Source organism: Pseudomonas sp. B21-009 (assembly GCF_024749345.1).
Classification (GTDB): Bacteria; Pseudomonadota; Gammaproteobacteria; order Pseudomonadales; family Pseudomonadaceae; genus Aquipseudomonas.
In genome coordinates, this window is the sequence record NZ_CP087199.1 from 4,046,955 (window position 1) to 4,060,508 (window position 13,554).

At 62.0% G+C, this 13,554-nt stretch carries 13 protein-coding genes; 3 read left to right on the top strand and 10 right to left on the bottom strand.

Features of this window, described 5'->3' with window-relative positions; genetic code table 11:
• Positions 1–4: 4 nt before the first annotated feature.
• On the bottom strand, positions 5–529 hold the full coding sequence (locus tag LOY34_RS18610; RefSeq protein WP_045194898.1) for a L,D-transpeptidase: 525 nt from the start codon (positions 527–529) through the stop codon (positions 5–7).
• Positions 530–575: 46 nt separating this feature from the next.
• Positions 576–1,289, bottom strand: a complete 714-nt coding sequence (locus LOY34_RS18615) for a TetR/AcrR family transcriptional regulator (protein WP_195884684.1) — start codon at positions 1,287–1,289, stop codon at positions 576–578.
• Between the two features lie 230 nt (positions 1,290–1,519).
• On the opposite strand from LOY34_RS18615, the gene lexA reads away from it, so the two are divergent.
• Together lexA and sulA are read left to right on the top strand one after the other, a co-directional pair.
• A complete protein-coding gene (gene lexA / locus LOY34_RS18620; RefSeq protein ID WP_045194902.1) occupies positions 1,520–2,128 on the top strand; it encodes a transcriptional repressor LexA in 609 nt (202 codons plus the stop codon).
• 10 nt (positions 2,129–2,138) lie between these two features.
• Positions 2,139–2,633, top strand: a complete 495-nt coding sequence (gene sulA / locus LOY34_RS18625) for an SOS-induced cell division inhibitor SulA (RefSeq protein ID WP_045194905.1) — start codon at positions 2,139–2,141, stop codon at positions 2,631–2,633.
• A 66-nt stretch (positions 2,634–2,699) separates the two neighbouring features.
• On the opposite strand, the gene LOY34_RS18630 is transcribed toward sulA, so the two are convergent.
• From LOY34_RS18630 to LOY34_RS18660, 7 genes are all read right to left on the bottom strand, one after another.
• The gene (locus tag LOY34_RS18630; RefSeq protein ID WP_045194907.1) at positions 2,700–2,933 is read right to left on the bottom strand and encodes a hypothetical protein; all 234 of its coding nucleotides are present in this window, start codon (positions 2,931–2,933) and stop codon (positions 2,700–2,702) included.
• Between the two features lie 50 nt (positions 2,934–2,983).
• Positions 2,984–3,505 carry a DUF6586 family protein gene (locus tag LOY34_RS18635; protein ID WP_195884685.1) on the bottom strand — a complete coding sequence of 174 codons (522 nt, stop codon included), beginning with the start codon at positions 3,503–3,505 and terminating at the stop codon, positions 2,984–2,986.
• Between the two features lie 135 nt (positions 3,506–3,640).
• Positions 3,641–6,253, bottom strand: coding sequence for a type I DNA topoisomerase (gene topA / locus LOY34_RS18640; RefSeq protein ID WP_010226976.1), 2,613 nt, complete (start codon positions 6,251–6,253; stop codon positions 3,641–3,643).
• 100 nt (positions 6,254–6,353) lie between these two features.
• Positions 6,354–6,605, bottom strand: a complete 252-nt coding sequence (locus LOY34_RS18645) for a DUF1653 domain-containing protein (RefSeq protein ID WP_045194911.1) — start codon at positions 6,603–6,605, stop codon at positions 6,354–6,356.
• A 79-nt stretch (positions 6,606–6,684) separates the two neighbouring features.
• Positions 6,685–7,860 (bottom strand): acetyl-CoA C-acyltransferase FadA, encoded by a 1,176-nt coding sequence (fadA, locus tag LOY34_RS18650; RefSeq protein ID WP_045194913.1) that lies wholly within the window; start codon positions 7,858–7,860, stop codon positions 6,685–6,687.
• A gap of 31 nt (positions 7,861–7,891) precedes the next feature.
• Positions 7,892–10,039: a fatty acid oxidation complex subunit alpha FadB gene (fadB, locus tag LOY34_RS18655; RefSeq protein WP_045194915.1), complete on the bottom strand. Its 2,148-nt coding sequence runs from the start codon at positions 10,037–10,039 to the stop codon at positions 7,892–7,894.
• A gap of 480 nt (positions 10,040–10,519) precedes the next feature.
• Positions 10,520–10,957 carry a hypothetical protein gene (locus LOY34_RS18660; protein ID WP_045194916.1) on the bottom strand — a complete coding sequence of 146 codons (438 nt, stop codon included), beginning with the start codon at positions 10,955–10,957 and terminating at the stop codon, positions 10,520–10,522.
• Positions 10,958–11,066: 109 nt separating this feature from the next.
• Between LOY34_RS18660 and LOY34_RS18665 the strand changes: the two genes are divergently transcribed.
• Positions 11,067–11,510 carry a universal stress protein gene (locus tag LOY34_RS18665; protein WP_045194918.1) on the top strand — a complete coding sequence of 148 codons (444 nt, stop codon included), beginning with the start codon at positions 11,067–11,069 and terminating at the stop codon, positions 11,508–11,510.
• 45 nt (positions 11,511–11,555) lie between these two features.
• Here LOY34_RS18665 and LOY34_RS18670 read toward each other — a convergent pair whose 3' ends face one another.
• Positions 11,556–13,478 (bottom strand): ATP-binding cassette domain-containing protein, encoded by a 1,923-nt coding sequence (locus LOY34_RS18670; RefSeq protein WP_045194920.1) that lies wholly within the window; start codon positions 13,476–13,478, stop codon positions 11,556–11,558.
• Between the last annotated feature and the right edge of the window lie 76 nt (positions 13,479–13,554).

The window sequence follows — 13,554 nt, forward strand, 5'->3', positions numbered from 1 at the left end:
TCCTTCAGTTGACGCTGATGTGAGCCCATTGGGGGCACGCGGCTTCGTCGATCTGCACCGGGCAATGCACCGGCACCTGGTCGAACAGGCTCAGCAGGTCGGCGTTACGCAAGCGCACGCAGCCATGGGACAACGGCACACCCATAGGTTCGCTATCGGGCGTGCCATGCAGGTAGATGTAACGACGAAAGGTGTCGACCGACCCCAGGCGATTGACGCCCGGCTCGCAACCGCTGAGCCAGAGAATGCGCGTAAGGATCCAGTCGCGACCGGGAAATTGTTCATGCAGCTCGGCCGACCAGGTCTCGCCAGTCCAGCGCCGCCCGCGCAGCACCGCGCCTTGCGGCAGGCCGGCGCCGATCTTGGCACGCACCTGGTGGCGCCCTCGCGGCGTGCAACCTGAACCATTGAGCTCGCCCGCGCCATTGCGCGCGGTGGAGATCTCGAGGCGCAGGCGCAACTGCCCCTGGGCGAACCCATAGAGGCATTGATCAGCGAGGGAAATATGCAGGAAATCGAGACTGGCCATGGGGCGCTAGCTTAGCCGATGCGGCCCGCCGCGCCCAGCCGTAGCATCAGGCCTTGGCGGCGACCGGAGCGCCGGAGGACTTGCTGCGCGGGCGCAGCTGCGCGGCAGCCATGGCCTCGTCGGTGACGCCGCTGTCGGCGCGCATGCCGGCGGCCAGGAACGGCACCATCAGGCGCATGACCTGCTCGATCGAGGTATTGATGCCGAAATCGGTTTCGGCAATCGCGCGCAGGGCCTTGATCCCGGACATGCTGAACGCCGCAGCGCCGAGCATGAAGTGCACGCGCCAGAACAGCTCGATTGGCGGAATGCGCGGCGCGGCTTCGTTGACCAGCAGCATGTAGCGGCGGAATACCTTGCCGTACATGTCTTCAAGGTAGCGGCGCAGGTGACCCTGGCTCTGGCTGAAGGCCAGGCCCAGCAGGCGCATGAAGATCGACAGGTCGTTGCCGCTGCGTGGCTGTACCACCAGGGCCTGTTCGACCAGCATCTCCAGCAGCTCTTCAAGGGTGGGCTTCTGCTCGGGGCGGGCCTGGCGACGCTCCAGCTCGCGCTCAAGGCTTGCGCAGAACGGCCCGAGGAAACGCGAGAAAACCGCCTGGATCAGGGCCTTCTTCGAACCGAAATGGTAGTTCACCGCCGCCAGGTTGACGCCGGCCTTGCTGGTGATCAGCCGTAATGAGGTTTCGGCAAAACCTTTTTCCGCGAACAGCTGCTCGGCAGCATCGAGAATGCGTTCTACGGTTTCCGACTGGGCCATGACTTCTCCGCCTGACAAACACTTGTTTGAAACATACGTTTCAAAGTGGTGATTTGTCAAGTCCGCGCAGCCGTTTTGCGGCCATATGGTCACGTATTAAACCATAGCTGCAAGCCACAAGCTGCAAGCTGCAAGAACGCCCCTGTGCCGTTTCTTCAAGCTTGGCGCTTGCAGCTTGCCACCCACTGTATATAATCCCAGTCACTGTATAAAAAGACAGAGCGATCGACATGCTAAAACTGACGCCACGCCAAGCTGAGATTCTGGCTTTTATCAAACGCTGCCTGGAAGACAACGGCTTCCCGCCGACCCGCGCAGAGATCGCCCAGGAGCTGGGCTTCAAATCGCCCAACGCCGCCGAGGAGCACCTCAAGGCCCTGGCCCGCAAGGGTGCGATCGAAATGACCCCCGGGGCGTCACGGGGCATTCGCATCCCGGGCTTCGAAGCCAAGCCCGACGACAGCGGCCTGCCGATCATCGGCCGGGTAGCAGCCGGTGCGCCGATCCTCGCCCAGCAACACATCGAGGAGTCCTGCAACATCAACCCGGGGTTCTTCCATCCGCGTGCCGACTACCTGCTGCGCGTTCACGGCATGAGCATGAAGGATGTCGGCATCGTCGACGGCGACCTGCTGGCGGTACACACCTGCCGCGAAGCCCGTAACGGCCAGATCGTCGTCGCCCGCATCGGCGATGAAGTCACGGTCAAGCGCTTCAAGCGCGAAGGCAGCAAGGTCTGGCTGATTGCCGAGAACCCCGAATTCGCCCCTATCGAAGTCAACCTGAAAGACCAGGAACTGGTGATCGAGGGCTTGAGTGTCGGCGTCATACGCCGGTAAAGGAGGCATCATGCAGTTCCCCCCTGCGTCACAGAACGTACCGCTGCAAGCACAATTGCCACTGTTCGAAGCATTCCTGGCCCAGCCGGTACTGCCCGGACTGAAAAACACCAGGCCTGCACCCCACCCCGGCGCGGCCCAGGTTTTCAGCGAGCTGTCCTTGCGTGGCGCACTGGGTAGCTGCCAGAGCCTGCTGGCACCGATGCTGCGTGAACTGAGCGAGTTGAGCGAAGAACATGACGCCCGCTGGCTGACCCTGATCGCTCCGCCCGCCAGCCTGACCCAGGCCTGGCTGCGCGAGGCCGGGCTGAACCGCGAGCGCATCCTGCTGCTGCAACCGCGCGGCAACCAGAGCGCTTTGCAACTGGCCTGCGAAGCCCTGCGCCTGGGCCGCAGCCACACTGTGGTTAGCTGGCTCAATACCGTCAGCAGCAGCGCCCGTCAGCAACTGAGCAATGCCGCCCGTGCAGGAGACGCACAAAGCCTGAACATCCGCCTCGGCTGATATTCAGGTCTGTTTCAAATGTTGATTTCGCCAGGCTTCCTCAGGACGAGGAAGCCATGCAGGCGATCAGTGCAGAACCCGCGGCCCGTCGTCGCGCTCGATCTCACCTTCCACCAGCTTGCCAGCCATCTGCACGCCAACACTGAGCATGGCCTTGGCCACTTCGACGTGTTGACCCTGCAAAAAGGCTTTGGCGTCCTCGGAGAAATCCAGGGTTACCAACGAACCCTCGTCCTCGGCACGGCGCAGCTCGATCCGGCCATCAGGCAACTCGACAATTTCTAGAAAGGACGTTGGCATAAGGGGCTGTTCTCCACGAAAGGCCGGCATTGTACCAGCCGTTGCCCCAATCAGCACTCACTCAAACCCTCGCGAAAACGAACCGTAAGGCGCTTGAGATTTTGCCGCCAGCTTTCCAGCTCATCGCGCGACAGCGCTGGCGCCTCGGGTTCGTCGAGGCTCACCGCCTGGATCAGCGACTGGGTGACGTCGGTTTTTGCTGCTTTTTTCGCGACCGGCGGTCGGAACAAATCGGCATAAGCGTCAAGCAGTTGCGCCAGCCAGGTTTCGCGCTGTTCAGCCAGTTCGACCAGTTCGGCCATCTCTGGAATGGCAATGGCCTCAAGCACTTCACGGGTCAGCAGCAGCTCGGCGCGGGGTGCGCCGGCCTGGGGCAAACGATAGAACCCGGCAATCTCGTGACACAAGCCCAGCAACGCGCCGTACAGGTGGAACAGCGCCGATTCGCGCTCGGCCTGGATCAGCGCCTGGGCGTTCATGGCCCGGCTCTCCTGCGCCTTGCCAAGGGCTTCGAGGGCCAGGCCTGCGAAGTAAATCTTCTGGTTGGTGCGGGTGTAGAGTTCCTGGGCCATCTGGGTGCCCTCCGAAAGGCTGCAAGGCGGTCTATCAATCTACACTAGTGCAGGCCTGAAAAGCATCGCGGGGCAAGCCCGCTCCTACAGACTGTAGGAGCGGGCTTGCCCCGCGATTTTTACCTGACCTGGCGATCAGCGCTTGTCTTCGACCTTCCAGGCATTGCCGTCGTAGAACGCACGCCAGCCAGTCGGCTTGCCGTCAACCTCGGTCTGCACGTACTGCTCCTTGGTCTTGCGGCTGTAGCGAATGACTGCCGGGCGACCGTCCGGGTCCTTCTTCGGCGCTTCGCAGAGGAAGTGGTACTTCGGATCGATCTCGTCCTTGTGCGGGATGATTTCGATCACCAGCGGTGCGCGGGTCTCGCGGTTTTTCGGGAACTGGCTGGCAGCCAGGAACAACCCCGAAGCGCCGTCACGCAGCACGTAGGTGTCGTTGACCTTCTCGCACTTGAGCTCCGGCATCTTCACCGCGTCCATCTTCGGCGGCGCCGCCTCGCCGCTCTTGAGCAGCTTGCGGGTGTTCTTGCATTCGGCGTTGGTGCAACCGAAGAACTTGCCGAAACGGCCGGTCTTGAGCTGCATCTCGCTGCCGCACTTGTCGCACTCAAGGCTCGGCCCTTCGTAGCCCTTGATGCGGTAGTTGCCTTCTTCGATTTCGTAGCCGGTGCAATCCGGGTTGTTACCGCAGATGTGCAGCTTGCGCTTCTCATCGAGCAGGTAGGCATCCATGGCAGTCGAGCAGATCGGGCAGCGGTGCTTGTTGAGCAGCACGCGCGACTCCGATTCACCCTCGTCATCGGCGGCGATCTCATCGCCAGGGACCAGGTTGACGGTGGCCTTGCAGCGCTCTTTCGGTGGCAGGCTGTAGCCCGAGCAGCCGAGGAACACGCCGGTGGAGGCGGTGCGGATCATCATTGGCCGGCCACATTCCTTGCAGGCAATGTTGGTCAGGGTCGGCTGGTTGGCACGCATGCCCTTCTCGCCGTCCTCGGCCAGCTTGAGCTTGTTGCTGAAGTCGCCGTAGAACTCGTCGAGCACGTTTTTCCAGTCGCGCTCGCCCTGGGCCACATCATCGAGGTTCTCTTCCATGCCGGCGGTAAAGCCGTAGTCCATGAGGTTGGAGAAGCTCTCGGACAGGCGCTCGGTGACGATGTCGCCCATCTTCTCGGAGTAGAAGCGGCGGTTGTGCAGGGTCACGTAACCGCGATCCTGGATGGTCGAGATGATCGCCGCGTAGGTCGAAGGACGACCGATGCCGCGTTTTTCCATCTCCTTGACCAGGCTGGCTTCGGAGTAGCGCGCCGGCGGCTTGGTGAAGTGCTGGCTCGGGTCGAGCTGGATCAGCTTGAGCACTTCGCCCTGGTTCATTTCCGGCAGCACATCGTCATCGCCCGGCTTGCTCTGCTGCGGCAGTACCCGGGTGTAGCCGTCGAACTTGAGGATACGGCCCTTGGCGCGCAGTTCGAAGTTGCCGGCGGTGACGCTGACGGTGGTCGACAGGTACTGCGCAGGCGGCATCTGGCAGGCCAGGAACTGGCGCCAGATCAGCTCGTACAGACGCTCGGCGTCACGCTCCATGCCGCTGAGCTTGGTCGGATGGGTGTTGACGTCGGACGGACGAATCGCTTCGTGCGCCTCCTGGGCACCCTCTTTGCTGCCGTAGACGATCGGCGCTTCGGGCAGGTACTTCTTGCCGAACTCGCTTTCGATGTAGCTGCGGGCCATTTCCACCGCATCGACCGAAAGGTTGGTCGAGTCGGTACGCATGTAGGTGATGTAGCCGGCTTCGTACAGACGCTGGGCCATCATCATGGTTTTCTTCACGCCGAAGCCCAAGCGGTTGCTCGCGGCCTGCTGCAGGGTCGAGGTGATGAACGGCGCCGACGGCTTGCTGCTGGTCGGGCGGTCTTCACGCTTGGCCACGGTGTAGCTGGACGACTTGAGCTGCGCAAGCGCTGCCATGGCCTGGGCTTCGTTCAGCGGCTTGAAGGCTTCGCCGTTCTCGCGGGCCACTTCGAAACGCACCTTGGCGTCCTTGGCGGTACCCAGGTCGGCGTGCACTTCCCAGTATTCTTCAGGGATGAAGGCGCGGATTTCGCGCTCACGCTCGACCACCAGTTTCACCGCCACCGATTGCACCCGGCCGGCAGACAGGCCGCGGGCGATCTTGGCCCACAGCAGTGGCGAAACCATGTAGCCCACCACGCGGTCGAGGAAGCGCCGCGCCTGCTGGGCGTTGACCCGGTCGATATCCAGCTCGCCAGGCTGCGAGAACGCCTCCTGGATGGCTTTCTTGGTGATTTCGTTGAACACCACGCGCTTGTAGCGGCTGTCGTCCCCACCGATGGCTTCGCGCAGGTGCCAAGCGATGGCTTCCCCCTCGCGATCCAAGTCGGTTGCGAGATAGATGGTGTCGGCATCCTTGGCCAGGCGACGCAGCTCGTCGATGACCTTCTCCTTGCCCGGGAGAATCTCGTACTTGGCCTTCCAGCCGTGGTCAGGGTCGACGCCCATGCGCGCAACCAGCTGCTTGCGCGCCTTCTCTTTCGGCGACAGGGCCGGCGCTTCGCCCGCGGCGGCCTTGCCGCGCTTGGCGGCAGGCTCCTTGCTGGCGCTGGCCGAACCGCTGGTGGGCAGGTCTCGGATATGGCCGATACTCGACTTCACCACGTACTGGCTGCCCAGGTACTTGTTGATGGTCTTGGCCTTAGCCGGGGATTCCACAATGACCAGCGATTTGCCCATGGATCGGAAAATTCCTGAATACTGAAAATAAAAACACGGCAGGTACCTGACGCGGCACCGCTATATATAGTGGCAACAGAGTGAGGTCAAGCGCGGGGCTTTAGCCACCCTCGGCATCGGAGCGGGAAAACAGCTCGGTTTCAGCCTTGACCAAAGCAAAGCGCGGCACTTGCTCGCCGTCAACCTCGACCGACTCCAGAAACATCGAAAGCGGTCGCACCCACAGGCCGAATTCGCCGTACAGGGCCTGGTAGAACACCACCCACTCCTCGGTTTCGGAATGGCGCGCGGTGCCGAACACACGATACTCAGGCCCCTTGTAATGCCGGTATACGCCTGGTTGTATCTGCATGTTGCTCACCCTCTTAAAAAAAATTTGCTGCAAAAACAAAAACCGGGGCACCAGGCCCCGGTTTCCGTCCAGCGAAGCGTTAAACGCGTTCGAAGACGGTGGTGATGCCTTGGCCCAGGCCGACGCACATGGTCGAAACGCCGAAGGTCCCGCCATTCTGCTTCATGACGTTGAGCAGAGTGCCGGAAATCCGCGCACCGGAGCAACCGAAAGGATGGCCCAGGGCGATGGCGCCGCCGTGCAGGTTAACCTTCTCATCCATCTTGTCGAGCACTTTCAGATCCTTCAGCACTGGCAGGGCCTGTGCGGCGAAGGCTTCGTTGAGCTCGAAGAAGTCGATATCGGCGATCGACAGGCCCGCGCGCTTGAGCGCTTTCTGGGTTGCCGGAACCGGACCGTAGCCCATGATTGCCGGGTCGACACCGGCCACGGCCATGGAACGGATCACCGCCAGAGGCTGGATACCGAGGTCCTGGGCACGCTGGGCCGACATGACGATCATGCACGAGGCACCGTCGGTGATCTGCGACGAAGTACCGGCAGTCACGGTACCACCTTTGGGGTTGAAAGCCGGCTTGAGGGCCGCCAGGCTTTCCAGGGTGGTGTCCGGGCGAATGGTTTCGTCGTAGTCGAAGACCTTGAGGAAGCCGTTCTCGTCGTAGCCCTGCATCGGGATGATCTCATCCTTGAACTTGCCTTCGACCGTCGCCTTGTGGGCGAGCTGGTGCGAACGCAGGCCGAACAGGTCCTGCTGCTCACGGCTGATGCCGTGCATCTTGCCGAGCATTTCGGCGGTCAGGCCCATCATGCCCGAGGCCTTGGCGGCGTACAGCGACATGTGCGGGTTCGGGTCGACGCCGTGCATCATGCTGACGTGGCCCATGTGCTCGACACCACCGACGACGAAGACATCACCGTTGCCAGTCATGATCGCCTGGGCGGCGGTGTGCAGCGCGCTCATCGAGGAGCCGCACAGGCGGCTGACGGTCTGGCCGGCAGCGGTGTGCGGGATCTGGGTCATCAGGGAGGCCATGCGGGCGATGTTCCAGCCCTGCTCCAGGGTCTGGTTGACGCAGCCCCAGATGACGTCTTCGACTTCGCTCGGATCGACCTTGGTGTTGCGCTCCAGCACCTTGCTGATCAGGTGCGCGGACATGTCTTCGGCGCGGGTATTGCGATGCATGCCACCCTTGGAGCGGCCCATCGGGGTGCGACCGAAGTCGACAATCACCACGTCTCTTGGATTCAGGCTCATATATTCACTCTCGCTCTATATCGTTGGGCGCTTAACCGAAGAAGCTCTGGCCGTTCTTGGCCATTTCACGCAGCTTCGCGGTGGGGTGATACAGCGGACCCAGATCGGCGTATTTGTCGGCCAGGGCAACGAATTCGGCTACACCGATCGAGTCGATGTAACGCAGCGCGCCGCCACGGAAGGGAGGGAAACCGATACCGTAGACCAGGCCCATGTCGGCCTCGGCCGCGGTGTCGACGATGCCGTCTTCCAGGCAGCGAACGGTTTCCAGGCACAGCGGGATCATCATCCAGTTGATGATGTCTTCGTCGCTGACTTCACGCTGCTCGTAGACGATCGGCTTGAGCACTTCGAGGACTGCCGCGTCAGCGACCTTCTTCGGCTTGCCGCGCTTGTCGGTCTCGTAGGCGTAGAAGCCCTTGCCGTTCTTCTGGCCCAGGCGCTTGGCTTCGTAGAGCACATCGACGGCCGAACGACGGTCGTCCTTCATGCGGTCCGGGAAGCCCTCGGCCATGACGTCACGGCCGTGGTGGCCGGTGTCGATGCCGACCACGTCCATCAGGTAGGCCGGGCCCATCGGCCAGCCGAATTTTTCCATGATCTTGTCGATGCGCACGAAGTCGACACCGGCGCTGACCAGCTTGGCGAAGCCGCCAAAGTACGGGAACAGGACGCGGTTGACCAAGAAGCCCGGGCAGTCGTTGACCACGATCGGGTTCTTGCCCATCTTCTTGGCGTAGGCCACGGTGGTGGCAACGGCCACTTCGCTGGACTTCTCGCCACGGATGACTTCGACCAGCGGCATCATGTGCACCGGGTTGAAGAAGTGCATGCCGACGAAGTTTTCCGGACGCTTGAGGGCCTTGGCCAGCAGGTTGATGGAGATGGTCGAGGTGTTGGACGCAAGGATCGCGTCTTCCTTGACCTGGCCTTCCACTTCAGCCAGTACGGCCTGCTTGACCTTGGGGTTTTCGACCACGGCTTCGACGACGATGTCGACGTTGCCGAAGTCGCCGTAGGACAGGGTCGGGCGAATCGCGTTCAGCGCTTCGGCCATTTTCGCCGGGGTCAGGCGGCCTTTTTCAACGCGCTTGCCGAGCAGCTTGGAGGCTTCGTTCAAGCCCAGCTGGATGGCGGCTTCGTTGATGTCCTTCATCAGGATCGGGGTGCCCTTGACCGCCGACTGGTAGGCGATGCCGCCGCCCATGATGCCGGCGCCGAGTACGGCGGCCTGCTTCACGTCGTGAGCGATTTCGTCGTGGGCCTTGGCTTTGCGCTTGAGCTCCTGGTCGTTGAGGAACAGGCCGATCAGGCTCTCGGCAACCGAGGTCTTGGCCAGTTTGACGAAACCTGCGGCTTCGACTTCCAGGGCCTTGTCACGACCGAAGTTGGCGGCCTTCTGGATGCTCTTGATCGCTTCGACCGGCGCCGGGTAGTTCGGGCCAGCTTGACCGGCGACGAAACCCTTGGCGGTTTCGAACGACATCATCTGCTCGATGGCGTTGAGCTTGAGTTTTTCCAGTTTCGGCTGGCGCTTGGCCTTGTGGTCGAGCTCGCCGCTGATGGCGCGCTTGATCAGGTCCAGGGCCGCAGCCTGCAGCAGCTCGGGAACCACCACGGCATCGACGGCGCCGACCTTCAGCGCGTCTTCAGCACGGTTTTCCTTGCCGGCGGCAATCCACTCGATGGCGTTGTCGGCACCGATGATGCGCGGCAGGCGCACGGTACCGCCGAAGCCCGGGTAGATGCCCAGTTTGACTTCCGGCAGGCCGATCTTGGCGCTGCTGGCCATGACGCGGTAGTCCGCCGCCAGGCACATTTCCAGGCCGCCGCCCAGGGCGATGCCATTGATCGCGGCAACGGTCGGCACGGCCAGGTCTTCGAAATCGCTGAAAATCCGGTTGGCTTCCAGGTTGCCGGCGACCAGCTCGGCCTCGGGCAGCTTGAAGTTGTCGACAAACTCGGTGATGTCCGCGCCGACGATGAACACGTCCTTGCCACTGCTGACAATCACGCCCTTGATCGATGCGTCGGCTTTGATGGTGTCTACGGCCTGACGCAATTCGTTCAGGGTAAGACGGTTGAACTTGTTGACGGACTCACCCTTGAGGTCGAACTTCAGTTCGACGATGCCGCTTTCAAGAGCCTTAACCGTGATGGCTTTACCTTCGTAAATCATCAACTGATCTCCACGATATGGAAGCTGAACTGTACACGCCGATCGCTGGTGAAAGGCCCGGCCGGCCAATGGCCGTTGTTGCCGAACCCTTGCGCCAGGCACACCCGCCAGCGCGATAGTCGGGATTCTGTAAGAGCCGTCTGACAATACAAACGCTCAATTCATACGCCCGTTTGATTTGGGTATGCACACATTCAACGAAAAGATCGCCGTTGTCAAATACCCAAAAGCAGCGGCAAAACGCGACTTTCCGGTCATTTTCTGCTGAGCGCGGGTAAACCGCCGTGGCGGTGATGCTGAGCCATTCACTGGCGCAATAGTGTTCAACGGCTTACACGCCGTTACTATTGATCAACACGGAAAAAGTTGGGATTTGCAGCAGATAGCCGCGAGATGGCTACACTGGGAGAGATTGAACCTTAAGCCGGCCTGCCTGGCCTGTCCGCCCGATCTGTGAATCGGGCTTTTTATTGATGATGATCAGGCCAGCGCCTTGAGGACCTCGGCAATATCCTGCAATACAGCCGTTTCACCGCGCTCCCCCCAGTACAGGGCAACCATCTGCGGACCCGCCTCGACCTTGTAGACGCTTTCTGGCAAGCGTGCCAATTGACCGGCATGCACGGCATCGGTGCACGGCTCGCGCCACTGGTTGAGCCATACCCCAGGGGTGGTCTGCCAATAGCTCCAGCTGTCGCTGCGGCCCGGGCGCCGCGGTCGCAGGTACTGGGCACAGGGGCTTGGCGGCTCTTTGGGCAGCCAGTGCGGCCACTCCTGGGGCGCCAGTTGCATGGCCAGGCCCATGCGCCGGGCTTCCATGCGCAAGGCCATCTGGCCGCTCTGCTTGCGTGAAGGACGCAACCAGGCCAAAGGGCTGAGAATCAGCGCAAGGATTGACACCACTACCCAGACCGTCATATCTGTTGTTCCCATAAAGCTTTGCAAATGAGCTGGTTAGCCGTGGTTCGAAGCGATCAGCCTGAAACCGACCATACTTTAACTATCGCGACTGTCAGGAGAGCTTCTCATGCCCTACGAACACATACTGGTTGCCGTCGACCTGACCGAAGAATGCGACCCGGTCATCAAGCGCGCCATGAAGCTGGCTGAACCTACCCGCGCCAAGGTTTCCCTGGTGCATATCGTCGAACCCATGGCCATGGCCTTTGGCGGCGACGTGCCAATGGACCTGTCGCAGCTGCAACAGCAGCAGTTCGACCAGGCCAAGGAGCGCATGGAGCGCCTGTACAACAAGTACCCCGACATCAACCGCGGCGATTCGCACCTGACCTACGGCCAGCCGCGCCAGGAAATCCACCAGTTGGCCAAGGAGCAGAAATGCGACCTGATCGTGGTCGGCAGCCATGGCCGCCACGGCCTGGCCCTGCTGCTGGGCTCGACCGCCAATGACGTGCTGCATGGCGCACCCTGCGATGTGCTAGCGGTACGCCTGCAGAAAAAAGCCGAGTAAACCTCTGGCGGACCCGGCGCACTTTCAAGCGCCGGGCCCAGCCCCTCAGCTGTCGAGCTCAGCCCAGCGCTCGACCAGCACGTCCAGTTCGCCCTGCATCTTCTCCAGGCTCGCCAGTACGGCGCTGGTCTGCTCGATCGGGCGCTGGTAGAAGGCCGGGGCAGCAATTTCTTCCTGCACCGCAGCCATCTTCTGCTCCAGTGCGTCGATCTGGCCCGGCAGGGCTTCGAGCTCGCGCTGCAGCTTGTAGCTAAGCTTTTTCTTCGGCGCGTCAACCGCTGCTGGTGCTGCTACCGGCGCAGGTGCCACGGCCTCGACCACTGCCGTGTTGAGTTCGGACTTGCCCGACTTGCTTTCGGTGACGCCGAGCAGCTTCGGCGAACCGCCCTGGCGGATCCAGTCCTGGTAACCGCCGACGTACTCGCGCACTTTGCCCTCGCCTTCGAACACCAGGGTGCTGGTGACCACGTTGTCGAGGAAGGCCCGGTCGTGGCTGACCATCAGCACGGTGCCCTTGAACGCCGACAGCACTTCTTCGAGCAGCTCGAGGGTCTCGACGTCGAGGTCGTTGGTCGGTTCGTCGAGCACCAGCAGGTTGGCCGGTTTGCTGAACAATTTGGCCAGCAGCAGGCGCGCACGCTCACCACCGGACAAGGCCTTGACCGGCGTGCGGGCACGCTGCGGGCTGAACAGGAAGTCGCCCAGGTAGCTCAGCACGTGACGGCTCTGGCCGTCGATGTCGATGAAATCGCGACCTTCGGCGAGGTTGTCGATCACGGTCTTTTCCAGGTCCAGCTGATGGCGCAACTGGTCGAAATAGGCCACTTCCAGACGGGTGCCAGACTCGACCTTGCCGCTGGTGGGCTCAAGATCGCCGAGCATCAGCTTGAGCAGCGTAGTCTTGCCGGTGCCGTTGGCGCCGAGCAGGCCGATGCGGTCTTCGCGCTGCAGGACCATGGAGAAGTCCTTGACCAGCTGCGGGCCATTGGGGTGGCTGAAGCTGACGTTTTCCAGGACCATCACCTGCTTGCCGGATTTCTCCGCGACATCAAGCATGATGTTGGCCTTGCCCTGGCGCTCGCGGCGTTCGCTGCGCTCAACGCGCAGGGCCTTGAGGGCGCGTACGCGACCTTCGTTGCGGGTGCGCCGGGCCTTGATGCCCTGGCGGATCCACACTTCTTCCTGGGCCAGCTTCTTGTCGAACAGGGCGTTGGCGGTTTCTTCGGCCGCCAGCGCCGCTTCCTTGTGCACCAGGAAGCTTGCGTAGTCGCCGTTCCAGTCGATCAGGCCGCCGCGGTCCAGCTCGAGGATGCGCGTGGCCAGGTTCTGCAGGAAGGAACGGTCGTGGGTGATGAACAGCACGGCGCCGCCGAAACCACTGAGGGCATCTTCAAGCCAGGCAATGGCGCCGATGTCCAGGTGGTTGGTCGGTTCGTCGAGCAGCAGCAGGTCAGGCTCGGACACCAGCGCCTGGGCCAGCAGCACGCGGCGGCGCCAGCCACCGGAGAGCTCGGCCAGGGTCTTGTCGGCCGGCAATTGCAGGCGGCTCAGGGTGCTGTCGACCAGTTGCTGCAGGCGCCAGCCATCGCGCGACTCGAGGTCGTGCTGGACATGCATGAGCTTTTCCAGGTCGGCATCGCTATGGATGTTCTGGCTCAGGTGGTGGTATTCGGCCAGCAAGGCGCCGACGCCATCGAGACCTTCGGCTACCACGTCGAACACGGTACGGCCGTCAGCCACCGGCAACTCTTGCGGCAGCTCGCCGATCTTCAGGCCCGGGGCACGCCAGACGTCGCCTTCATCAGGCTTCTGATCGCCCTTGACCAGGCGCAGCATGCTCGACTTGCCAGTGCCGTTGCGGCCGATGATGCACACCCGCTCACCACGGGCGATCTGCCAGGACACCTTGTCCAACAACGGCGTGGCGCCGAACGCAAGGGACACATCGCTTAATTTGAGCAGGGTCATGATCTTCTCCAAAAACCGGGCGCGCATTCTACCCGACTTGGGCCGGCTTCACATTAAGCAGCGCGTCCTACTGTAC